The following is a 22,661-nucleotide window of genomic DNA, read 5'->3' as shown; positions in this document are numbered from 1 at the left end:
GCGGGGCCACCCCTGGAGCACACGACGAGCCCGCCCGGATGATTCCGGGCGGGCTCGTTCGCGGCGTCCTCGTCGGGAGGCGGTCAGTCCTCAGCGGACCGACTCACCTGGAATCCCTCGGGGGAGGCTGAGGTCACTTCAGGGTGACGGTGGCGCCGGCGGCCTCGAGGGCCTCCTTGGCCTTGTTGGCGTCGTCCTTCTTGGCCTTCTCGAGGATCGGCTTCGGAGCGGCCTCGACGAGGTCCTTGGCATCCTTGAGGCCGAGGCTGGTGAGAGCGCGGACCTCCTTGATGACCTGGATCTTCTTGTCGCCGGCGGCCTCGAGGATGACGTCGAACTCATCCTTCTCCTCCTCGGCAGCAGCGGCCTCGCCGCCGGCAGCCGGGGCAGCAGCCACCGCAACCGGGGCGGCAGCGGAGACGTCGAAGGTCTCCTCGAACTGCTTCACGAACTCGGAGAGCTCGATCAGGGTCATCTCCTTGAATGCGTCAAGGAGCTCGTCGTTGCTGAGCTTCGCCATGTTGGGCGTCCTTTCGATGGTGTGACGGGCGTGTGGTCCGTCGCGGTGTTACTCCTGGGCGGTGGACGCCTCAGGCTGGTGTGTTCTCCGGCTCCTGGTCAGAAGCCTCTCCGGGGCCACCGATCACGGAAGGATCGGCAGTCGCCTTCTCCTGCAGGGCGCCCAGACCGCGAGCGGTCTTGGCGGGCAGGGCGCTGAAGACCTGAGCGGCCTTCGTGAGGTTGGCCTTGAGGCCACCGGCGAGCTTGGCGAGGAGAACCTCGCGAGACTCGAGATCGGCGAGCTTCTTGACCTGGTCGGCATTCAGGACGCGACCGTCCATGTAGCCGCCCTTGATGACCAGCAGCGGGTTGTCCTTGGCGAAGTCCCTCAGACCCTTGGCCGCATCGGCCACGTCGCCCTTGATGAAGGTCAGCGCGGTGGGACCGACGAGCTTGTCGTCGAGCCCCTCCACACCGGCCTGCTGGGCGGCGATACGGGTGAGAGTGTTCTTCGCAACGGCGTAGGTGGTGTCCGCCCCGAGGGAGCGACGCAGAGTCTGCAGCGCTGCCACGGAGAGACCGCGGTAGTCGGTCAGCACGGTCGCATCGGCCTCGGAGAACTTCTCCTTGAGCGATGCGATGGCGGCTGACTTGTCGGTCTTCGCCATTGGGTCTCCTTCCCACTTCTTGTACTGCGCACCGTGAGACGGGCTCACGGTGCCTGGCCGCAGACTGCCGACCGGTCCGACATCACAGCACTGCGGGATGGCGGCGCAAGGCATGAAAAAAGCCCCGGCACACAGGCACGGGGCGACACGGCACAAACGATGAGGCTTGTTGCGGCGAAACTCTGAAACCTGCGCGGGCCATCCTGACGGATGCTTGACGGGCGAACCCGACCAGCGGTCAACGGCGTTGTAGATACTAGGGCAAAGGGGCGACCCCTTGCAACCCCGTCTCCCCGGTCCGCGCGGGCAGACAGACCGCGGGATCGCCTCTGGCTGCGCGGCGACCCCTTGCAACCCCGTCTCCCCGGTCCGCACGGACGGACTGCGCGCGGGAGGGCCTCCGGCCGCGCTGTGAACCAGAACCCCGGCAGTCGGGGCCCGGGCCGATTCGGCGCTGGGCCCCAGCTGCCGGGGTTCAGGTCACGTCGGACTCGGCTCAGGCCGGGTCCGACACCACTTCGAGGATCAGATCACTCGGTGTCCTCGGCCGCAGCGAGGGGATCCAGCTGGACGCCGGGGCCCATCGTCGAGGAGACGGTGATCTTCTTGAGGTAGCGGCCCTTGGAGGCCGACGGCTTGAGCCGCAGCACCTCTCCCATCGCCGCGTAGTAGTTCTGGACCAGCTTCTGGGTGCCGAAGGACACCTTGCCGATCATGAAGTGCAGGTTGGCGTAACGATCGGTGCGGAACTCGATCTTGCCGCCCTTGATGTCGGAGACGGCCCGGGCGACATCCATCGTCACGGTGCCGGTCTTCGGGTTCGGCATCAGGCCACGGGGGCCGAGAACCCGGCCCAGCCGACCGACCTTGCCCATCATGTCCGGGGTGGCGACCACGGCGTCGAAGTCCAGGTAACCGCCCTGGACCTTGGCGACCAGGTCGTCGTCGCCGACCTCATCGGCACCCGCCTCGACGGCGGCCTCGGCCTTCGCACCGGTGGCGAAGACGAGGACCCTCGACGTCTTGCCAGTTCCGTTGGGAAGGTTGACGGTGCCGCGCACCATCTGGTCGGCCTTCTTCGGGTCGACGCCGAGACGGATGACCACGTCGACCGTCTCGTCGAACTTCGCCGAAGCGGCGTCCTCGACCAGGGCCAGGCCGGTCTCCGGGCCGTAGAGCTTGGTCTCGTCGACCTTGGCGGCTGCTTCGCGATATGACTTGCTGCGCTTCATGTCTGGTTCCTTTCACCAGTTCGTGGTCTGGGCTGCGCCAGCCCTCCCACGTGAGTTTCGGGTCGATCCGGGGATCAGGCCTCGACGGTGACACCCATCGAACGGGCGGTGCCAGCGACGATCTTCATGGCGGCCTCGACATCGTTGGCGTTGAGGTCGGGGAGCTTGGTCTGGGCGATCTCGCGCACCTGATCCTTGGAGATCGAGCCGACCTTGTGGGTCAGCGGGTTCTCGGTGCCCTTGGCGATGCCGGCGGCCTTCTTGATGAGCTCCGCGGCAGGCGGGGTCTTCAGGATGAAGGTGAACGAACGATCCTCGAAGATGGTGATCTCGACGGGGATGACGTTGCCGCGCTGATTCTCGGTCTGCGAGTTGTAGGCCTTGCAGAACTCCATGATGTTGACACCATGGGGGCCCAGGGCGGTACCGACTGGCGGTGCCGGGGTGGCCTGACCGGCCGGCAGAGCGATCTTGACGAGCGCCGCTACTTTCTTCTTCGGAGGCATATGAGTTGGGTCCTTCGGTTGAGCTGCAGCCCGACCGGGTCGGCCGAGCGGCTGGTGCGCCCGCAATCCGTGGCGGCGCGAGCACACGCAACGGGACACTATACATGACCGCGGAAGGATCTCGCTCCCCCGCACTGCGCAGCCGGGCGGGGCCGAGTGACACGGTCCTGAAGACGCCGGTGGCCCGCCCCCCACCTGGGGGCGGGCCACCGGCGTCAGGAGATCACAGCCGGATCGCTGCGCTCAGATCTTCTCGATCTGGTTGAACTCCAGGTCCACCGGGGTGGAGCGTCCCAGGATCTCCACCGAGGCCTTGACCCGCTGGCTGTTGGTGTTGAGCTCGGTGATGATGGCCGGCACGCCGGCGAACGGGCCGTCGACGATCTGCACGGACTCACCCACCACGTAGTCGGCGACCTCGACCTTGCGGCGGGCCTTCGGCGAGGGAGCCTGGCCGGCCATGTCGTGGTTGACCTGTGCGATCACCATCGGGGTCATCATCTTGACGACCTCATCGAAGGTCAGCGGCACCGGCGTCATGGACTGCCCGACGAAACCGGTCACCGAGGGGGTGTGACGCACCGCACCCCAGGACTCGTCGGTCAGATCCATCCGGACCAGCACATAGCCGGGCAGGAAGACCCGGATGACCGTCTTGCGGGCACCGTTGCGGATCTCCACGACCTCCTCGGTCGGGACCACCGTCTCGTAGATGTAGTCCTCGAGGTTGAGGGTCTGCACCCGGGCGTCCAGGTTCTGCTTGACCTTCTTCTCCATGCCCGAGTAGGTGTGCACCACGTACCACTCGCCGAACTTGGAGCTCAACTCCTCCTTGAGGTTCTCGATCGCGGCATCGACGGCGTCCTGATTCTGGGCATCCTCATCGTCGGCCGCCGAGTCCTCAGGCGCCTCCTCGGCGTCCTGCTGGCCGATACCGAGATTGCGGGCCACGTCGGCATCCGACAGATCCTCATCGACCTCGAGGTCCAGGTTCAGCTGGGGCTCGTCATGGTCGGCCTCATCGGGTTTCAGCGCCCCGAGATCGATCTCGAAGTCATCGGCGGGATCGGCCTTGTTCTGGCCATCGGCGCCGACGGCATCGAGATCGATCTCCACCTCGCCAGGAGCGGTCGGCTCCTCGGTGGTCTCGTTGTCGTTCACATCAGGGGTGTCAGTCACCGGTCAATTCTCCGTCGTTGTCTTGGCTCGTACACGAATAGCGCGAAAATGCTCGTCACTAGCCGAGGAACTCCAGCAGGGCCTTCGCGAACAGGGCATCGAGCCCTCCCACGTATCCGATGATCACGAGCACGAAGACCAGCACCACGATGAAGTACTGGCCGGTCTCGGTACCGCTCGGCCACCGGACCTTGCGCAGCTCACCGACCGACTGCCGGACGAACATCGCCGGGGTGGTCCGCTTGCGCCGGCCCTCCAGCTCCTCGTCGGTGGCGGGGCGCCTCTTGCGGACCGGTGACTGGGTGAGGCTGCGGCTCGGGGTGTGCACGTCGTCATTCCCAGTGCTGGGGGTCGGGCGGTCGCCGGTCCTGGCGGAGGCGGTCGCGGTATCGGCATCGAGGACGGCTGCATCAGCCTTGCCGGCAGTCCTCCTCTTGCGCACCGGGCGGCTGGAGTGCGCCCTTCGGGCTGCATCCTCGGCCTCGTCGAGTTGTGCGGGATCGTCAATCACCACGTCGCCGGGATCTCCCTTGTCGGGAGTGTCATCGACGCTGGTGTCGGCGTTGATGAGCTCCTCGGCCTGGTCATCGGCCACCTGGTAGTCCTCGGTATCGGGAAGCTCCCCGGACGTCAGTTCCTCACCGCGGGGCGACAGCTGACCGTCCGAGGGCATGGCCGACCCATCGCCTCCATCGGGGTGCCGCTCGTCAGTCACGCTTGTCCTTCGGGTTGGTAGCCGGCTCCATGTCATCTCACGGCCGTTTCACAACCGTACTGCACCATCCTGACATCCGACCCGGATCGGGCCCGGGACCCAGGATGCCGCAGCAACCGGCCCCGCCACGACTGCGCGCCGCAGGACCATGTCCTGCCTCGCAGGGCACGAGGGACTTGAACCCCCAACCTGCGGTTTTGGAGACCGCTGCTCTGCCAATTGAGCTAGTGCCCTTCGTCGGTGCCCGCCGGAACAGGCGCCAACAGCATCAGAAGTATACGGGGAGGGTGCCTGCCCAGCAACTTCCCAGGATCAGCACCGGCTCGTCACCAGCGTCATCCCAGCAGTTTCTCGGCGGCGGCCAGCAGCACACAGGTGGCGACGCCGTCCACCGCCTCGGCGAGCTCCCCCTCGCTGGGGAAGCTCGGCGCGAGCCGGATCGTGCGGTCATGCGGGTCGTGGTGCAGGGGGTGGGAGGCGCCGGCCGGGGTCAGTGCGATACCGGCCTCCTTGGCCAGCGAGACCACCCGGGAGGCGGTGCCGTCCAGGACATCCAGGGTCACGAAATAGCCGCCGGAGGGATGGGTCCAGGTCGCCACCCCGGTGCCGCCGAGCCGTTCGCGCAGGATCCGGTCGACGATCCCGAACTTCGGGGCCAGCAGTGCCCGATGCCTGCGCATCAGCTGGCGGACCCCGTCGGCGTCCTTGAGGTACAGCGCATGACGCAGCTGATTGACCTTGTCGGGGCCGATGCTGCGGACCGCGGCGTGGGACAGGTACCAGTTGAGGTTGCCGGTCGAGGAGGCCAGGAAGGCCACCCCGTCACCGGCGAAGGTGATCTTGGAGGTGGAGGCCAGTTCGAAGACCCGATCCGGGTTGCCGGCCTGCTGCGCCATCTGGAGGATCGGCAGCGGGCGGGGCTCGGCATCGGTGAGATGGTGCAGGGCGTAGGCGTTGTCCCACCAGATCCGGAAATCGGGGGCGGCCGGCATCGAGACCAGCCGACGGGCGGTCTGCTCGTCGTAGACGGCGCCACTCGGGTTGGCGTACATCGGCACCACCCACATGCCCTTGACCGAGGGATCGGCGGCCAGCCTCTCGACCTCGTCCATGTCCGGCCCGTGCTCTCCCAGCTCCACCGGGATCATCTCGATGCCCAGGTGCTCGCAGATCGCGAAGTGCCGGTCATACCCGGGAACCGGGGCGATGAACTTGATCGTCTGGCGACCCCAGGGCTCGGCGGCACCGTCGATCCTGTGGAGCATCGCGTAACCCAGCAGGTCGTACATGATCGACAGGCTGGAGTTGTCGGCGGCCAGGATGTGGTCCACGCCGACGCCCAGCAGGTCGGCGAAGATGGCCCGGATCTCGGGCAGCCCCTTGGCCCCGCCGTAGTTACGGACGTCCTGCCCATCGGCTGCGTGCGCAGGGACCCTGATGCTCAGCAGTTCGCGGTTGAGGTCGAGCTGACGGGGAGAGGGCTTGCCACGGGTGATGTCCAGCTTCACCCCGCGAGCCTTGAGCTCTGCGAACAGGGACTGCTGCTCCTCCAGAAGATCGGACAGCTGGTCACGGGACATTGCTGGCAACTGGGTGCTCACGTGGGCATGGTGCCACAATTTCCTGTGACAGGCAGGACGTACCGGGACCGCAGGTGGCGCCCACTGTCTGGCCGAGGACCGCACGAGGATGCGCAGATCACTCCGCAGACGGCCCGTCAGGTCACTGGAGCTGCACGGACCCCCCTCTGCGGAGTGATCTGCGCACCCACGTCCGCCAGCCCGACCAGCTCTGACGGCTCAGATGCCGACGAACCGGGGTTCGGGGACCAGGGCGATGCCGTAGGCCCGGCGGACCCCCTCGATGACCCGCCGGGCGAGCTCGGCGATCTCGGCGGCGCTGGCCCCGCCACGATTGGTGAGGGCCAGGACATGCTTGGTGGACAGACTGGCCCTGCTCTGTTCCAGGCCGAACCCCTTGCCGAACCCGGCATGGTCGATGAGCCAGGCGGCCGACGTCTTCACTCTGCCATCGGGCTGCGGGAAGGCCGGCGCCCCAGCCGGGACCTGCTCCAGCGGCACGATCGGGTTGGTGAAGAAGGAGCCGGCGCTCCAGGTGTCGTGGTCGCCCGGATCCAGCACCATCCCCTTGCTGCCCCGGATCTCCAGGACTGTCTGGCGCACCGTCTGGGACAGCGCACGCTGCTTGGGCGCGATACCCAGCCGACGGGCCAGCTCGGCGTAGCGGATCGGCAGGGACAGGTCGCCCAGCAGGAACTGCATCGTCACGTCGAGCACCAGGTAGCGATCCGGCTCGGCCTTGAACCGACTGGTCCGGTAGCCGAAACCGCACTCGCTGGCCACGAAGGTGCGCTGGGTGTCCTCGACCCGGTCCCAGGTGCGCACCCGGGCGACGAACTCGGATATCTCGACCCCGTACGCCCCGACGTTCTGGATCGGGGTGGATCCCACCAGCCCGGGGATCCCCGACAAGGCCTCGGGGCCTCGCCACTGCTGGGATATGCAGGTCCGCACGAAGTCGTCCCAGACCACCCCGGCCGCAATGGTGGCCAGCGCTCCCCCGCAATCGGAGACCTCGGCCGACAACCCCGTGGTCGCGACCCGCACCACGGTGCCGTCGAAGCCGGCGTCGCCGATGAGGATGTTGGAACCCCCTCCCAGCACCAGGCAGGGCTCCCCACGATGATCGCAGTCGCGGACCGTCTCGACGAGCTCGTCGGTGGTCCGGGCGACCACCAGATGACGCGCCGGACCTCCGACCCGGAGGGTGGTCAGTCCCGCCAGCGGGACGCCGTCGCCGGAGTCCGGCAGTGCTGCGGTGTCATCGATCCCGGGCTCGACATGGTTCAGATCACAGGAATCGGAGACCTCGCAGTCAGGGGAGTCCCCCTCCACGCCGTACTGGGTCTGGCCGAGGGTTCCGTAGCTCTCACTCATGGGGCTCCTTGGGGTTGGTGACCTGGACCTCGACCCGGCCGAGCACCGTCTGGCCGTCGTGGCTGACATCCAGCCGGATGGTCGCCAGGCCGTCGGCGACCTTGATGACGGTCCCCGAGACCTCGATCCGGGTGCCCTCATCGGTGTCGGGAACCGGAACCGGCCGGATGAACCTGGCGCGCTGGGAGCGCACCCTGGCCGGATCACCGATCCATGAGATCGCCGCCCCCAGAGCCGCCCCCATCGTCCACATGCCATGGGCGATGACGCCATCCATCCCGGCAGCGCGGGCGTGCCGGTCGGACCAGTGGATGGGGTTGAAATCCGTGGAGGCGCCGGCGTAGCGGACGATCAGGGAGCGGTCGACCGGGATGACCCGGGGGCCGAAGGTCTGACCCTCGGCCAGCCGGACAACGGTCGGGAGGTCGTCGGCAATGATCGCGGTGTCGCTCATCAGGCATCCTCCCGGGTGTGCCACAGGGTCGAGGAGGCGGTCGCCAGGTGCTCCCCGGCGGGGGTGTCGAGGCTGACGGCCAGGCCGATGATGTCGGTGCCGCGGCGCTGGCGGACCGAACTGATCGTCAGGCTGGCCGTCACGGCGTCCCCCACTCGAAGTGGCCGGACCCACTCGAAGCTCTGATCGGTGTGGATGGTGTGGTCCAGTCGCAGCCCGAGCTCCGGATCATCGAACAACCCCTGCCATGCCTGGGCGGCGATCACCATCGCGAAGGTCGGCGGGGCGATCGGATCACTGCCGTGATAGGCCGGGCTCCGATCGGCGATGGCGGTGGCGAACTCGGCGATCTTGGCAGCCGAGACCACATAGGGCTCGGTGGCCGGGTATCGGCGTCCGACGTGGTCGGGTCGCAGACCGGTGGACTCGATTGCAGAGGACATGATCTGAAGCCTAAACCCACCCGGGCGGCGCCAGCGTCATACCGAGTGCCGGCCGGAATGCGCCAGGGCCCGGCGGCACCCTTCGGTGCCGCCGGGCCCTGCAGAGAGGATCTGCCTCGCGACCTCAGCGGGTCTCGCGGTGCGCGGTGTGCTTGCCACAGCGCGGGCAGAACTTGTTCAGCTCGAGACGATCGGGGTCGTTACGACGATTCTTCTTGGTGATGTAGGTGCGTTCCTTGCACTCAGTGCAGGCAAGGGTGATCTTCGGTCGCACATCGCCGGACTTCTTGGCCATGATTCCTACTTTCGAGAACGGGGTGACCCTGAGCAGCGGATGGAGCCTGGGCTCCGTCTGGTAGCGGAGGCGGGAATCGAACCCGCGACACAGCGATTATGAGCCGCTTGCTCTACCCCTGAGCTACCCCGCCATGGTGAAGGCCGACGCTGCTCTCGCAACCTGGCCCACGGGCGATGGGGTCGGCTCCCACTCAGAGCCCCCAAGCAGAATCGAACTGCTGACCTTCTCCTTACCATGGAGACGCTCTACCGTCTGAGCTATAGGGGCAACGACGTAGAAAGTTACACGGGCGATCTCCGCTTTGCAACTCGCTACCTTGGCTGGGATCCGCCCTGTCTCGCACGGCTTCCAGTCAGACCCTCCGGAGGCGTCATGGTCTGCGACCATCACGCCATCGAGGAGATGTCAGCCCCTGAACCCATCCGGCTCAGGGGCTACGTGGCAGGTGTTGGATTTGAACCAACGTAGGCGTAAGCCGACGGTTTTACAGACCGCTCCCATTGGCCGCTCGGGCAACCTGCCGTTGCTGGCCTCAGCCAGCGACGAGAAACCCTAGCAGCCCTTCCCGAGCCACCGCCAATCGGGACGTCGGCAGCAGGTCGACGGGCCCGCCCCGCGGGTCGCAGACCACTGTGCTCACAGGTCGTGGTCCACTGTGCTCACAAGTCGTAGTCCACTGTGCTCACAAGTCGTAGTCCACGACGACCGGGGCGTGATCCGAGATCCGCGCCTCGTAGTTGGCGTCCCGGTCGGTGCTGCCAGAGGTCGCCGCACGCGCCAGGGCGGGGGTGGCGAGCTGGTAGTCGATCCGCCATCCGGCGTCATGGCTGAAGGCCTGTCCCCGCCAGCTCCACCAGGAGTAGGGCCCCTCCTCACCCGGATGCAGTGACCGCACCACGTCGACCATGGTCCGCGGGGACAGGATCGAGCTCAGCCACTCGCGCTCCTCGGGCAGGAACCCCTCGTTGCGCTGATTGGTCCGCCAGTTCCTCAGGTCGAGATTCTGGTGGGCGATGTTGAAGTCGCCCATCACCAGGAACTGTCGTCCTCTGCCGGCCGCCGCCCGACGGGCCGTGGTGAGGTGTCGGGAGAAGCCCTTCAGGAAGCTCATCTTGCGGGCCTGCTTCACCAGGGTCTTCTCGTCTGCCGGGTCCGGGGTGGCTCCCTTGGGCAGGTACAGGGCGGCAACCGTCAGCGGCGCGTCGGCCAGATCGACCTCGATGTAGCGCCCCTCGTCGGCGAATGGATGGAGCGGCCGGGCCAGCCCGGCGACCGACCCGTCGGTGATCTCCATCTCCCGCCCGGGCCCCAGCGAGATGATTCCGGGCCCCCAGGCCCGCACCGCCTCGGGTGGCCGGCGGGTCAACAGGGCGACGCCGTTGCGCCCGGCCAGGCTGCCGGGCTGCCAGGCCACCTGATAGTCCCCGAAGGCTCCTTCGGGCAGATCCGTGGGCCGGCAACGGACCTCCTGGAGGGCCGCCACGTCGCACTGCCGGGCGGCCAGCCACTCGGCGAAGCCCCGTCGGTGAGCGGCTCGGATCCCATTGAGGTTGAACGTGGCGATACGCATGGCCCTAGCCTTCCACCTGCTCCTGGAACATCGCCTCGACCTCGACCCGGGTGACCTGGGCCAGGTCGGTGTGACTCCAGTGCGGGTCGTGATCCTTGTCGACCAGTTGGGCCCGGACCCCCTCGCAGAAGTCGGAATCCCTCATGAAGTTGCGCCCCAGGATCCGGTCGGTGGCGATCACCTCCTCGAGGCCGGCTGCCCGCTCGGCCCGGCGGACAGCCTCCAGGGAGACCGCCACCGACAGTGGGCAGCGGGTGGCGATGAGCTCGGCGGTCGAGCGCGCCTCAGGTTCGGGCCGGGAGGCCAGCGCGGTGACCACCGCCACCGGATCATCGGATCGGTAGCAGGCCTCGATCCACTCGGCCGACCTGGCCAGCTTGCTGGCGGCCGGGTCGAGATCCACCTCCTCGCCGTTCTCGTCGACCACCACGTCGACCAGTCCCGCCCACTGTGCCGAGGGTGCGTCGATGGAGACGCCGGTCATCGCCAGGTGCCGGCCGGCCAGCCTGGGAGCGCGCGACAGCTCGAAGGTGACCCCGACGTCGGGCCACAGGCCGATCCCGACCTCGGGCATCGCCAGCACCAGATCCCGACGCGCCTCGACCCGCCCGAGCCGCAGCGACAGACCCAGTCCGCCGCCCATGCTGATGCCGTGCAGATGGGCGGTACCGGTGCCGATCCGGGCGATCGCCAGATCGACGTCGTACTCCTTCTCCAGCCAGTCACCGGCCCGGTCGACGTCCTCGAGTGCCAGTTGCCTCAGCTCGCGGATGTCAGCCCCGGCGCAGAATCCTCTGTCCCCTGCCCCCGACAGCTCGACACGCTCGACCCCGGCCAGCTCCGCACCCACCGCGTCGAGCATCCTGCCGCTCAACGAGTTGATCGCCCGAGGCCGGTTCAGCTCGATGGCCAGGGTCCCCGAGTCCCGGGTGATCCTCAGATCGGTGCTGCCCAACTCAGTCATCCTCTTCTCCTTGTCCGGGGGCCACCACGCCCCCCGATGATCGGCGCCTGCGGATCCGCAACCAGATCGGCCGGCTCCAGGCCTGGCCGTTGCGGTGCTCGTGCCAGACCAGCAGAGCCAACAGTGCCACCACGGCGGCCACCCCCAGGGCCACATAGTCATTGCGCCACGACAGATTGACCGCCCCATAGGCCAGCAGGGCCACCGTGGTCCAGGTGGCGGGGCGGACGTACCGCGCGGCGTCGTCCACCAGAGGCAGCAGCAGGAAGCCCCACATCACATACCAGGAGTGCAGCGCAGGGGCGGCGACGGTGACGGTGAGGTAGGCCAGGGCCAGGAAGGTCAGTGGACGGCGGGGCAGCTCGCGGACCGCCAGGATCGCGATGACGACGATGCCGATCGCCAGCCCGATGCTCTGGCTGACGGTGATCGCCGCCACGGCAGGACCGTTGGCACCCACCAGGGTCAGCACCTGGCGGACCCCCAGTCCCACCAGGGTCGCCGGGGAGACGGTGATGACCATGCCGGGCACCCCCACCGCGTGGTACCACCCGAATCCCAGCCCGGTGAGCCAGGAGATCACACTGAACGCGATCACCGACAGGGCCAGCGAGGCGAGCACCTTGGCCAGCGCTCTCATCAGGTCCGGGCCCCGCCATGACGGCATCGGATGGCGGATCAGCGGAAGCGCCAGCGCCGCCATGAAGGCCGGTTGCTTGATCGCCGCGGCCACCCCGACGACCAGTGCGCCGACCAGCCAGGACCAGTTCGCCAAGGTGACGATGAACAGCGCCAGCACCACCAGCCCCATCATCAGGGAGTCGTTGTGGGCCCCTCCGATGAAATCGATCACCAGGATCGGGTTGAGAGTGGCGAACCAGGCCGCGAAATGCGGATCATGGCCCGTCCGCCGAGCCAGTCTCGAGATCAGCACCCCGATCAGGATGACGCCGATCAGCGCCGGTACCCGCATCCCCACCGCAGACCAGTACGGGTTCTGACGAGCAGCCAGCACGACCAGGTGCTGGATCTGGATGGCCAGCGGCCCGTAGGGGGTCTTGGTGTAGCGCCACTCCTGGGCCACCTGGTCGGCGAAAGCGCCGGGCAGCAGCCCCGGGTAGCCCTCATAGGGGCTGATGTCGTTGATGACCAGCCAACCCTGCGCCGCATACGAGTAGGCGTCGTGGCTGAAGATCGGCGGGGCCAACAGGAAGGGCAGTCCCCAGACCCCCAGCACCGCCCAGGGGTGGATGCCGGCACGGAACCCTCGCGAGTGGGGTGCGCCGCGGTGGTGGCCGGGTCGCAGCCGCAGCCAGGCGTTGACCAACAGGCCGAGCCCGACCAGCACCATCACGGTACCCACCAGCCGCCATCCCGGCCCGACGAACCCCAGCCGTCCCAGTCGCGACCACCACGGCGAGTTGTTGGGAAGATAGGCCGGGGTGAGCGAGCCCAGCGCGATCAGCCCGGTGCCGGCCAGCCCCTCCAGGACCACCGGGGTGGCCCAGGCCATCGCGTAGACCTGCACGGCGCGGCGGGCGAAACGGCAGCTGCGGTGCCACAGCCTGGCTGCGGTCCCTGCCAGCGGCGTCTCCGGCTCGTCGAGGCTGTGCACCTTCTCACCCTAGCTTCGGGGGCGGCCGCCGTGCCCACACCGATCCGCCGGGACGATCCCCGGATCGGCGATCAATGCCGTTGCGCAGATCACTCCGCAGACGAGGGTCCTCGCACTCCCAGCGGCAGGAACCCCGTTCTGCGGAGTGTTCTGCGCACCCGATCCGCGCGAACGCCCGGACGAGGCCGTCTCAGGGCGTGCTGGTAGTCTCGTAGATTGGCCACACCTGAGAACCATCATGAGGAAAGAGATCTCAGTGCCCCTCACAGATCACGCACCGTCGACCACGTCGCCATCGGCGCCGGTCAGCGCTTCCCAGCATGACATCCAGACCCTGGACAGGGTCGTCATCCGGTTCGCCGGGGACTCCGGGGACGGCATGCAGCTCACCGGGGACCGGTTCACCGCCGAGTCCGCAGTGCACGGTAACGACATCTCCACACTGCCCAACTTCCCCGCCGAGATCCGCGCCCCTCAGGGCACCATCCCGGGCGTCTCCAGCTTCCAGGTGCATTTCGCCAATTACGACATCGTGACCCCCGGAGACCAGCCCGATGTCCTGGTGGCGATGAACCCGGCGGCGCTGGCCGCCAACCTCAAGGACGTCCGTCGCGGCGGCCTGATCCTGCTGGACTCCGCCGAGTTCACCAAGCGCAACCTCACCAAGGCCCAGTTCGACGCGGATCCGCGCACCGACGGGACCCTGGAGTCCTACCAGGTCGTCCAGCTCGACCTCACCGCCCTGGCGGTCGGGGCCGTGGAGAAGTTCGACCTGGGGCGCAAGAACTCCGAGCGGTCCAAGAACATGTTCGCGCTGGGCCTGCTGAGCTGGCTCTACGGACGCCCGCTGGAGCCCAGCGAGCGGTTCCTGAACTCCAAGTTCGCCTCCAAGCCGGTCATCCGGGACGCCAATATCGCGGCCCTGCACGCCGGCCTGGCCTACGGCGAGACCTGCGAGCTGTTCACGGTGCGCTACCAGGTGGCTCCGGCCCCGGTGCCTGCCGGACGCTACCGCCAGATCACCGGCAACCAGGCCACCGCCCTCGGCCTCATCACCGGGGCCAACCGGGCCGGCCTGCAGCTCTTCCTGGGCTCCTACCCCATCACCCCGGCCTCCGACATCCTCCATGAGCTGTCCAAGCACAAGGCCGACAACGTCATCACCTTCCAGGCCGAGGACGAGATCGGCGGTGTCGGGGCCGCTCTCGGCGCCTCCTTCGCCGGAGATCTCGGGGTCACCACCACCTCCGGTCCCGGGATGACCCTCAAGGCCGAGTCGATCGGTCTGGCGGTGATGACCGAGTTGCCGCTGGTCGTCATCGACGTCCAGCGCGCCGGCCCCTCCACCGGGATGCCGACCAAGCCCGAGCAGGCCGACCTGCTCGAGGTGATGTTCGGCCGCAACGGCGAGTCGCCGGTCGCGGTGATCGCCGCGAAGTCGCCCTCGGACTGCTTCGCCACTGCCATGGAGGCCTGCCGGCTCGCCATCACCTACCGCACCCCGGTGGTGATGCTCTCCGACGGTTACCTGGGCAACGGCGCAGAGCCGTGGCGGATCCCCCAGCTGGCCGACATCCCGCGGATGGACCCTGGATTCGCCACCGAGCCCAACGCGAAGGGGGCCGACGGCACCGACCGGTTCCTGCCCTACAAGCGCGACCCCAAGACGCTGGCACGGCCCTGGGCGCTGCCCGGCACCAAGGGCCTGGAGCACCGGATCGGCGGTCTGGAGAAGGCCGCGGGCCTCGGCAACATCTCCTACGACCCCGCCAACCACGAGGAGATGGTACGCACCCGGGCCGCCAAGATCGCCGGCATCGTCCAGGACATCGACGACCTCACCGTCGATGACCCGAGCGGCGACGCCGACGTGCTGGTGCTCGGCTGGGGGTCGACCTTCGGGCCGATCACCGCAGCGGTGCGCCGGGTGCGCACCAGCGGCGAACGGATCGCCCAGGCCCACCTGCGCCACATCAACCCGCTACCGGCCAACCTCGGCGCGGTGCTGCGGCGCTACCGCCGGGTGGTGCTGCCCGAGATGAACACCGGCCAGCTGGCGATGCTGCTGCGCGCCAGGTTCCTGGTCGACATCCAGAGCGTCACCCAGGTGCGCGGCACCCCGATCTCACCGGTTCAGCTGTGCGAGGTGCTCCGCGACCACTGCGGCCAGGCCGCGGCCGAGGGCGCCGAGTCCCCCGGCAGTACCGACCCGACCCCAGCAACCGCCCCGAGGGAGGCCCGATGAACACCGATCAGATCCTTGCGCCGACCGACCCGCAGAGCCAGGGCCTCGCCGGCGTCCCGCTGGCACTGACCGCTCTCAAACGCCGCGACTTCGCCTCCGACCAGGAGGTCCGCTGGTGCCCCGGTTGCGGCGACTACTCGATCCTGTCGACCTTCCAGGGGATGCTGCCCGAACTAGGGATCGCCCGCGAGAACGCCGTCATCATCTCCGGTATCGGCTGCTCGGCCCGGTTCCCCTACTACATGAACACCTACGGGATGCACTCCATCCACGGACGCGCCCCCGCCATCGCCACCGGCGTGGCGATCGCCAGACCCGATCTGGCGGTGTTCGTGATGACCGGCGACGGGGACGGACTGTCGATCGGCGGCAACCACCTCATCCATGCCATGAGGCGCAACGTCAACCTCACGATCCTGATGTTCAACAACGAGATCTACGGGCTGACCAAGGGCCAGTACTCGCCCACCTCGGTGCAGGGCACCGTGACCAAGTCCTCCCCGATGGGATCGGTGGACTACCCCTTCAACCCGCTGTCAGTGGCCCTGGGGGCCGGCTGCACCTTCGTCGGGCGGGCCATCGACTCCGACCGCAAGGGACTCGACGCCACCCTGATAGCGGCGGCGAAGCATCGCGGCACCTCCTTCGTCGAGGTCTTCCAGAACTGCCCGATCTTCAACGACGGCATCTACGAGGACCTCAAGGGCCCCGACGCGGCCGAGAACCTGGTGATCCTCAAGGACGGCGAACCGATCCTGCTGGGCGCCGACCACAGCCGCGGGGTGGTCCGCGACCCGGTCAACGGCACCCTCACCAGCGCGGACGTGGCGGAGGTGGGAATCGACCACGTCCTGGTCCACGACTCCCACCGGGTCGACCCCTCGCTGGCCTTCGAGCTGTCCCACCTCACCGACTCCGGGCAGATCAGCCAGACCCCGATCGGGATCTTCCGCGACGTCACCAAGCCCGCCTACGACGACATGGTGCGCGACCAGGTGGCCCAGGCCACCCAGCAGAACACCAGTCAGCAGGCCCACGATGACGCCCTGCAGACCCTTCTCGACGGGGTGGACAACTGGACGGTCACCGAGGACGGCCAGGTCGTCGAGGGCTGATCGGTCGATCCCTGAGGTCCCGACGAGGCGCCTGCCGAGTGATCGGCGGGCGCCTCGCCGACATCCAGGGGTGGGCGCAGTGAATGCAGTGAATAAGGTGGGGAGCGTGACTACTCAAGCCTCCCCCTCCACGACGCAGTTCCCCGGCCTCGACCCCTCGGTGAGCCCCGGCGACGACCTGTACCGCCATGTCAACGGGCGCTGGCTGGCCACCGCGGTGATCCCCGACGACCAGCCCTCGACCGGATCGTTCCGGCTGCTGCGCGACGCCTCCGAGGAGGCGGTCCACGAGATCCTCGACGAGTTGACCGATGGCGGTTCCGCCGAGCTCGTCGACGCGGCCCCGGAGGCCACCCAGCACGAGGCCGACCTGCTGGCCGGACTCTACGGACGCTTCATGGACACCGACGCCGTCGAGGCCGCCGGCGTCGCCCCGCTGGCCCCGGCGCTGGCCAGAGTGGCGGCGATCGCCACCCCCGAGGACCTGCTGGCCTTCCTCGGCTGGGGGCTGCGCAACGGCATCGCCGGGCTGTTCTACCTCGAGGAGGAGTCCGATCCGGGCAACCCGGACCGCTACGTGCCATGGACCGGGCAGGCCGGGATCGGACTTCCCGATGAGGCCTACTACCGCGACGCCGACAAGGCCGAGATCCGCCAGGCCTACCTGGCCCACATCCAGCGCTCCCTCGAGCTGGCCGGGATCGCCGGTGATGCCGCCGAGCTGGCCGCCACGGTGATGTCCCTGGAGACCGAGATCGCCTCCCACCACTGGGACCAGGTGCGCTGCCGAGACATGCAGGCCGGCTACAACCCGATGCCCTTCAGCGAGCTGTCGGGCAGCCATCCAGGACTGTTCCTGGAGACCTGGCGCACGGCGGCGTCGATCCCCGAGTCGGTGCTGGGCACAGTGGTGGTCAACCAGCCCAGCTTCTTCGACGAGCTGGAGCCGATGCTGACCGCCGGAAGGCTGGACGACTGGAAGGCCTGGGCGGCCTGGACCGTGGTGCGCAGCTACTCCCCCTACCTGTCGTCGGACCTGGTCGAGCAGAACTTCGCGTTCTACGGCCGGACCCTGTCGGGGACGCCGGTGCTGCGGGCCCGCTGGAAGCGCGGCGTCTCCTTCGCCGAGTCGGTGATGGGCGAGGCGCTGGGGAAGTTCTACGTCGCCAGGCACTTCCCGCCGGCCGCCAAGGCCCGGATGGACGACCTGGTCAGCCACATCCTGGACGCCTACCGGGTCTCGATCTCACAGCTCACCTGGATGGGCGAGCAGACCCGCGCCGAGGCACTCACCAAGCTGTCGAACTTCCGACCCAAGATCGGCTACCCGGCCAAGTGGCGCGACTTCAGCGGTTTCGAGCTTCCCGGCGGCGGGCTGATCGAGGCCGTCGCTGCGGCCTCGTCCTTCGAGGTCGACCGGATGATCGAGAAGCTCTCGGGGCCGATGGATCCCGACGAGTGGCTGATGTTCCCCCAGACCGTCAACGCCTACTACCACCCGCTGCGCAACGAGATCGTCTTCCCGGCGGCGATCCTGCAGCCGCCGTTCTTCGATGTCACCGCCGATGACGCCGTCAACTACGGGGCGATCGGGTCGGTCATCGGTCACGAGATCGGCCACGGTTTCGACGACCAGGGCTCCACCTGCGATGGCAGCGGACGGCTGCGGGACTGGTGGACCGAGGCGGATCGGGAGGCCTTCAAGGCGCGCACCACCGCTCTCATCGACCAGTACAACGCGCTCATCCCGGTGCAGCTGCAGCCCGACGGACCCCATGTCAACGGGGCCCTGACGATCGGGGAGAACATCGGAGACCTGGGCGGGGTCGGGATCGCCTTCCTGGCCCTGAAGCTGTCCTTCGGCGATGATCAGCCCGAGCCGATCGACGGGCTGAGCTGGCAGCAGCGGTTCTTCCTGTCCTATGCCACCATCTGGCAGGGCAAGTACCGCGACGAGGCGCTGCGCTCCCGGATCGCCACCGATCCGCACTCCCCCGATGAGCTGCGCTGCAACCAGATCGTGCGCAATGTCGACGCCTTCTACGATGCCTTCGGCGTCACCCCCGACAACGCCTTGTGGCTGGCTCCCGACAAGCGGGTCACCATCTGGTGAGCGGCCGAGGGGCGGGTGGGGCCGGACCCATCCGCCCCGACCCCCTGTCCCCGAACCCTCAACCCGCCGAGACGGCCTCGGCCAGGGCGAGCACCCGCCGGGCGGTCTCGACGTGGAGGTTCTCGATCATCCTGCCGTGGTAGGTGACCACTCCCGAGCCGTCGCCGGACTCCCAGGCCTCGATGACACCCCTGGCCTCGGCGATCTCGGCGGCGTCGGGGGCGAAGATCTCGTTGGCAGGGGCGATCTGGGAAGGATGGATCAGGGTCTTGCCGTCGAATCCCATCAGCATCGCCTCGCGGGCCTGGGCGGCGAATCCGTCGCCGTCCCGGACGTCGTTGTAGACCCCGTCCAGGATCACCGTGCCGGCCGCCCGGGCCGCCAGCACGCACATCTGCAGGGCGGTGGTCACCGGGGCCCGGCCGGGAACGTGTCGGGCGGCCAGCTCCTTGGTGAGGTCATTGGTACCCATCACCAGCACGCTCAGCCGCTCGGAGGCCTCGGCGATCGCCAGGCAGTCGAGCACCGCCCGGGGGGTCTCGATCATCGCCCAGATCGCCATCCGGGGCCCCGCCCCGGCAGCCTCCATGTCGGCGGCGATGGCGCGCACCTGCTCGGTCGATCCGACCTTCGGCACCGCGATCGCATCGGGGCCCGCAGCCACTGCGGCGGCCAGGTCGTCGTGGTACCACGGGGTGTCCATCCCGTTGACCCGGATGATGACCTCGCGGGAGCCGTACGGCCTTCCGGCGACCATCCGGGCCGCCCGGTCGCGGGCCTCAGGCTTGGCATCGGGGGCGACGGCGTCCTCCAGATCGATGATGATCGCATCGCAGGCCAGAGTCCGGGCCTTCTCCAGGGCCCGGGCGTTGGCGCCTGGCATGAACAGGGGTGAACGACGGGGGCGCAGCACTGGATCCATGCGGCCATTTTCTCACGGATCGCCTGGATCTGGCCCGACCGGGGGCCGATCAGGACGATGACCTCGTCGACGCCCAGCTGGGCGCCGACCTCGTCGCCGATCGCCACCCGGGCCTGGCTGGCCACCACCAGCACGGCGAGGTTGTCGAAGGTGTGACGGTGGCCTCCGGCCAGGGCGCTGCAGCCCATCGGCGATCACGCATCCCTCCGCCGGCAGGCAGCCGGCTCCACGGTCCTCGTGCTGTCCATACCGGGGAGCCCAGGCGGGGGATGCGACGCTGCACCGTTGGCGGGTAAGGCCCGCGTCGAGGTCGTATGAAGAATTCGTTACGCGGAGCTCGGCCGCCGACAGAACCCGCCGCGCGAGGACGCCGTCAGGAGGACCGGCTGACGACCTCGTCGCACAGCTGGGCCAGGGCGTCACGGGCCGGACCGGCCGGCAACGCGGCGAGCTCGGAGCGTGCCCGGTCGGCACGGGAGCGGATGCCGGCCCTCGCCTCGTCCATCACATGGCTGGCGCGCAGCCCTTCCAGGGCCCGGGCCAGCGCCTCGTCACTGGACAGGTCGGCGTCCAGCAGGTCCCTGACCGGCTGGTCGGCGGGGTCGCTGGAGGCCCGCAGCAGCAGCACCGGCAGGGTTGCGACGCCCTCGCGCAGGTCGATCCCCGGGGTCTTGCCAGTGCGGGTGGAGGTGATGTCGAGCAGGTCGTCGGCGAGCTGGAAGACCAGCCCGATCTCCTCGCCGAAGCGGCGCAGCACCGCCAGCTGCGTCTGCGGAAGGCCGGCCACCATGCCGCCGAAGACTGCCGCGGCGGAGATCAGCGAGCCGGTCTTGTCGGCGACGACGTCCAGATAGTGCTGCAGCGGGTCCTCGCCGGGCTGTGGGCCGCGGGTCTCTGCGATCTGGCCCTGGACCAGGCGGGCGAAGGTCTGCGCTTGGAGCCGGACGAAATCGGTGCCCAACCCGGCCACCGCCTCGGAGGCCCGGGCGAACAGGTAGTCGCCGACCATGATGGCCACCGAGTTGCCCCACCGCTGATTGGCCGACTCGGCCCCTCGCCGCAGCGTCGCCTCATCCATCACGTCGTCGTGGTAGAGGCTCGCGACGTGGGTCAGCTCCATCACCACGGCGGCACGCACCAGGTCCTGGTCGCTCACCGTGCCGGTGTCGTCCGGGTCCTGGCGGGCCAGTTGGGAGGACAGCACCACCAGCAGCGGGCGGAACCGCTTACCGCCGGCGGAGATGATGTGATTGGCAGCCTCGGTGACGAAGGGTGTGTCGGCCCCGGCCTGGCGAGCCAGCTCCTCCTCGACGAGGTCCAGCTTGTCGGTGACGAAATCGGTGAACTCGCTGGTGACGGGTTGCGACACGGTGCTCCTGTTCCAACCGGGCTGCCCCGGAGTTGCTGCCTGCGGTGCCCCGGCCCCCGGACCGGTGCGCACACTGCATCGTCAAGCCTAACGGCTCACCATTGCCCGCGACCAACCACACCACCTCCTGGCCCCCCGACGTCCACCGCGATGCGGGAGGGACGCCGGGCGACCCGGCAGTTCACCGGAGGAAGGTTGCGGCGTGATCGAAGACGTCGATCAGCGGCTGCGGGTAGAGGCCGAGTCCCAGGGTGGCCAGGGCGCAGATCACCAGCACCAGCCACGAGCCGGTGCTGATCGGGGAGACCTCCACCGCCTCGGCGGCCGGCCCGGGGCTGCGGAAGAAGACCACCGCGACCACCCGCAGGTAGAAGAACGCCGCGACAGCGCTGAACAGCACGCCGAGCAGGGACAACCACGCCCAGCCGCCACGCCAGCCGGCGGTCAGCACCAGGAGCTTGCCGATGAAGCCGAAGGTCAGCGGGATGCCGGCGAAGCTGAGCATGAACAGGGTCACCACTGCCCCGAGCCAGGGGTGACGGCGTCCCAGACCTGCCCAGGAGGCGATCTCATTGGACTCACCGCCGGACTTGCGCACCATCATGATGATGACGAACATGCCGATGGTCGCCAGTCCGTAGCCGATGAGGTAGACCATCACCGATGAGAAGGACCCCGAGGAGCCCTGCGTCATCCCGGTCTGAACGGTGTAGGCACCTGCGATACCGACCAGCATGAAGCCGGCGTGGGCGATCGAGGAGTAGGCCAGCAGCCGCTTCATGTCGGTCTGCACCAGGCCGACCAGACATCCGACGGCCATCGTGGCCACCGCCAGCACCGCGACCAGCGGCTGCCAGTCCCAGCGCAGCGCTCCCAGCCCCACGTAGAGCACCCTGACCATCGCCACCACACCGGCGATCTTGGTGGCCACCGACATGAAGGCGGTGACCGGGGAGGGAGCCCCGGTGTAGACGTCGGGGACCCAGGTGTGGAAGGGCACCGCGCCGACCTTGAACAGCAACCCGACGCAGACCAGTCCCATGCCCGCCAGTGCGATCCGGGAGGAACCCGGCTGGGCGGTCATCGCGGAGTCGATGCTGGCCAGCTCGAAGGACCCGGAGGCCCCGTAGAGAAGCGCGACCCCGTAGAGGAAGACCGCCGAGGACAGCGCCCCGAGCAGGAAGTACTTCAGCGCCGCCTCCTGGGAGATCAGCCGGCGACGCCGGCCCAGCCCGCACAGCAGGTACAGCGGCAGGGAGAAGATCTCCAGGGCCACGAACATCACGATGAGCTCGTTGGAGGCGGCGAACATCATCATGCCGAAGACCGAGAAGAGCATCAGCGGATAGACCTCGGTCTGCTCCTGGTGCGCGGCGGTCGCCTCCCGCTCGGTGGCCGATCCGGGCACCGAGGAGGCACTGGCCACGAAGGCCGTCTCGGTGCTGCCGTTGCGCTCGGCGAACAGCACGACGACGCCGATGGAGAAGATCAGCAGCAGCGCCCAGGTGGCATAGCTCGGGGCGTCCAGGGCCAGGGTCTGCTGGGCGGCCAGCTGGTAGCTGGCCCCCGACCAGGAGTTCAGGGTGCCGATCAGGGCGGCCACCAGGGCCACCAGGGTCAGCCCGATCTGGACCGGGCGCCGGCTCTGGCGCGGCACGAAGGCCTCCACCAGGACCGACAGGCAGGCGGCCACCATCATGATCATCAGCGGCGCGAGAATGCCGTACTCGAGTTTCGGGGCCGTGATCTCAAGCGGCACCGGGAGCTCGAGGGGGATCGGCGAGGCCGTCGACCC

General features: G+C 68.4%; 19 protein-coding genes, 4 tRNA genes and 2 pseudogenes. 3 read left to right on the top strand and 22 right to left on the bottom strand.

What is annotated here, in order from left to right; all coding sequences use genetic code 11:
* Nucleotides 1-133 precede the first annotated feature (133 nt).
* From rplL to mptB, 18 genes and pseudogenes are all read right to left on the bottom strand, one after another.
* Nucleotides 134-520 (bottom strand): 50S ribosomal protein L7/L12, encoded by a 387-nt coding sequence (rplL, locus tag G554_RS0110420; RefSeq protein ID WP_027587837.1) that lies wholly within the window; start codon nt 518-520, stop codon nt 134-136.
* Between the two features lie 48 nt (nt 521-568).
* Nucleotides 569-1,169, bottom strand: a pseudogene (rplJ, locus tag G554_RS15880) (50S ribosomal protein L10).
* 530 nt (nt 1,170-1,699) lie between these two features.
* The gene (gene rplA, locus G554_RS0110410) at nt 1,700-2,401 is read right to left on the bottom strand and encodes a 50S ribosomal protein L1 (protein WP_027587836.1); all 702 of its coding nucleotides are present in this window, start codon (nt 2,399-2,401) and stop codon (nt 1,700-1,702) included.
* Between the two features lie 74 nt (nt 2,402-2,475).
* Nucleotides 2,476-2,907 (bottom strand): 50S ribosomal protein L11, encoded by a 432-nt coding sequence (gene rplK / locus G554_RS0110405; protein ID WP_027587835.1) that lies wholly within the window; start codon nt 2,905-2,907, stop codon nt 2,476-2,478.
* 243 nt (nt 2,908-3,150) lie between these two features.
* Nucleotides 3,151-4,086, bottom strand: a complete 936-nt coding sequence (gene nusG, locus G554_RS0110400) for a transcription termination/antitermination protein NusG (protein ID WP_027587834.1) — start codon at nt 4,084-4,086, stop codon at nt 3,151-3,153.
* Between the two features lie 58 nt (nt 4,087-4,144).
* Nucleotides 4,145-4,759, bottom strand: coding sequence for a preprotein translocase subunit SecE (gene secE / locus G554_RS17000; RefSeq protein ID WP_154654271.1), 615 nt, complete (start codon nt 4,757-4,759; stop codon nt 4,145-4,147).
* Nucleotides 4,760-4,962: 203 nt separating this feature from the next.
* A tRNA-Trp gene (locus G554_RS0110390) sits at nt 4,963-5,035 on the bottom strand.
* 101 nt (nt 5,036-5,136) lie between these two features.
* A complete protein-coding gene (locus G554_RS0110385; RefSeq protein WP_425393353.1) occupies nt 5,137-6,381 on the bottom strand; it encodes an aspartate aminotransferase type Ic in 1,245 nt (414 codons plus the stop codon).
* Between the two features lie 219 nt (nt 6,382-6,600).
* The gene (locus G554_RS0110380; protein WP_084648473.1) at nt 6,601-7,758 is read right to left on the bottom strand and encodes a UDP-N-acetylmuramate dehydrogenase; all 1,158 of its coding nucleotides are present in this window, start codon (nt 7,756-7,758) and stop codon (nt 6,601-6,603) included.
* A complete protein-coding gene (locus tag G554_RS0110375) occupies nt 7,751-8,212 on the bottom strand; it encodes a MaoC/PaaZ C-terminal domain-containing protein (RefSeq protein ID WP_051232900.1) in 462 nt (153 codons plus the stop codon). Before G554_RS0110375 ends, G554_RS0110380 begins: the two co-directional genes overlap by 8 nt.
* A complete protein-coding gene (locus G554_RS0110370) occupies nt 8,212-8,655 on the bottom strand; it encodes an FAS1-like dehydratase domain-containing protein (protein WP_036925377.1) in 444 nt (147 codons plus the stop codon). Before G554_RS0110370 ends, G554_RS0110375 begins: the two co-directional genes overlap by 1 nt.
* A 124-nt stretch (nt 8,656-8,779) precedes the next feature.
* A complete protein-coding gene (gene rpmG, locus G554_RS0110365; RefSeq protein ID WP_027587828.1) occupies nt 8,780-8,950 on the bottom strand; it encodes a 50S ribosomal protein L33 in 171 nt (56 codons plus the stop codon).
* A 58-nt stretch (nt 8,951-9,008) separates the two neighbouring features.
* Nucleotides 9,009-9,083, bottom strand: a tRNA-Met gene (locus tag G554_RS0110360).
* A gap of 64 nt (nt 9,084-9,147) precedes the next feature.
* Nucleotides 9,148-9,220: transfer RNA gene (locus G554_RS0110355), tRNA-Thr, on the bottom strand.
* Nucleotides 9,221-9,392: 172 nt separating this feature from the next.
* Nucleotides 9,393-9,475: transfer RNA gene (locus tag G554_RS0110350), tRNA-Tyr, on the bottom strand.
* A gap of 160 nt (nt 9,476-9,635) precedes the next feature.
* The gene (locus tag G554_RS0110345; protein WP_027587827.1) at nt 9,636-10,523 is read right to left on the bottom strand and encodes an exodeoxyribonuclease III; all 888 of its coding nucleotides are present in this window, start codon (nt 10,521-10,523) and stop codon (nt 9,636-9,638) included.
* Between the two features lie 4 nt (nt 10,524-10,527).
* Entirely contained in the window at nt 10,528-11,487 is a 960-nt protein-coding gene (locus tag G554_RS0110340) for an enoyl-CoA hydratase/isomerase family protein (RefSeq protein ID WP_051232897.1), read from the bottom strand.
* The gene (gene mptB, locus G554_RS15875; protein ID WP_169337795.1) at nt 11,480-13,000 is read right to left on the bottom strand and encodes a polyprenol phosphomannose-dependent alpha 1,6 mannosyltransferase MptB; all 1,521 of its coding nucleotides are present in this window, start codon (nt 12,998-13,000) and stop codon (nt 11,480-11,482) included. Before mptB ends, G554_RS0110340 begins: the two co-directional genes overlap by 8 nt.
* Before the next feature lie 340 nt (nt 13,001-13,340).
* On the opposite strand from mptB, the gene G554_RS15870 reads away from it, so the two are divergent.
* The 3 genes from G554_RS15870 to G554_RS0110320 all read left to right on the top strand — a co-directional run bounded on the left by G554_RS15870 (nt 13,341) and on the right by G554_RS0110320 (nt 18,575).
* Nucleotides 13,341-15,347: a 2-oxoacid:acceptor oxidoreductase subunit alpha gene (locus tag G554_RS15870; protein WP_084648472.1), complete on the top strand. Its 2,007-nt coding sequence runs from the start codon at nt 13,341-13,343 to the stop codon at nt 15,345-15,347.
* Nucleotides 15,344-16,462, top strand: a complete 1,119-nt coding sequence (locus G554_RS0110325) for a 2-oxoacid:ferredoxin oxidoreductase subunit beta (RefSeq protein WP_027587825.1) — start codon at nt 15,344-15,346, stop codon at nt 16,460-16,462. Before G554_RS15870 ends, G554_RS0110325 begins: the two co-directional genes overlap by 4 nt.
* A 106-nt stretch (nt 16,463-16,568) precedes the next feature.
* Nucleotides 16,569-18,575, top strand: a complete 2,007-nt coding sequence (locus G554_RS0110320) for a M13 family metallopeptidase (RefSeq protein WP_051232895.1) — start codon at nt 16,569-16,571, stop codon at nt 18,573-18,575.
* A 58-nt stretch (nt 18,576-18,633) separates the two neighbouring features.
* Here the strand turns inward: G554_RS0110320 and G554_RS0110315 are convergent, their stop codons facing one another.
* The 4 genes and pseudogenes from G554_RS0110315 to nuoN form a co-directional block, all read right to left on the bottom strand.
* Nucleotides 18,634-19,497 carry an HpcH/HpaI aldolase/citrate lyase family protein gene (locus G554_RS0110315; protein ID WP_051232893.1) on the bottom strand — a complete coding sequence of 288 codons (864 nt, stop codon included), beginning with the start codon at nt 19,495-19,497 and terminating at the stop codon, nt 18,634-18,636.
* Nucleotides 19,498-19,580: 83 nt separating this feature from the next.
* A pseudogene (locus G554_RS18720) lies at nt 19,581-19,685 on the bottom strand (hypothetical protein); the annotation flags it as partial.
* Nucleotides 19,686-19,870: 185 nt separating this feature from the next.
* Nucleotides 19,871-20,866 carry a polyprenyl synthetase family protein gene (locus G554_RS0110305; RefSeq protein WP_027587822.1) on the bottom strand — a complete coding sequence of 332 codons (996 nt, stop codon included), beginning with the start codon at nt 20,864-20,866 and terminating at the stop codon, nt 19,871-19,873.
* A gap of 181 nt (nt 20,867-21,047) precedes the next feature.
* Entirely contained in the window at nt 21,048-22,643 is a 1,596-nt protein-coding gene (gene nuoN / locus G554_RS0110300; protein ID WP_027587821.1) for an NADH-quinone oxidoreductase subunit NuoN, read from the bottom strand.
* Between the last annotated feature and the right edge of the window lie 18 nt (nt 22,644-22,661).

The sequence above is a fragment of the Acidipropionibacterium thoenii DSM 20276 genome, from assembly GCF_000423445.1.
GTDB lineage: Bacteria > Actinomycetota > Actinomycetes > Propionibacteriales > Propionibacteriaceae > Acidipropionibacterium > Acidipropionibacterium thoenii.
The sequence above is the reverse complement of the archived record's forward strand: the minus strand, read 5'-3'. Positions and strand labels throughout refer to the sequence as shown.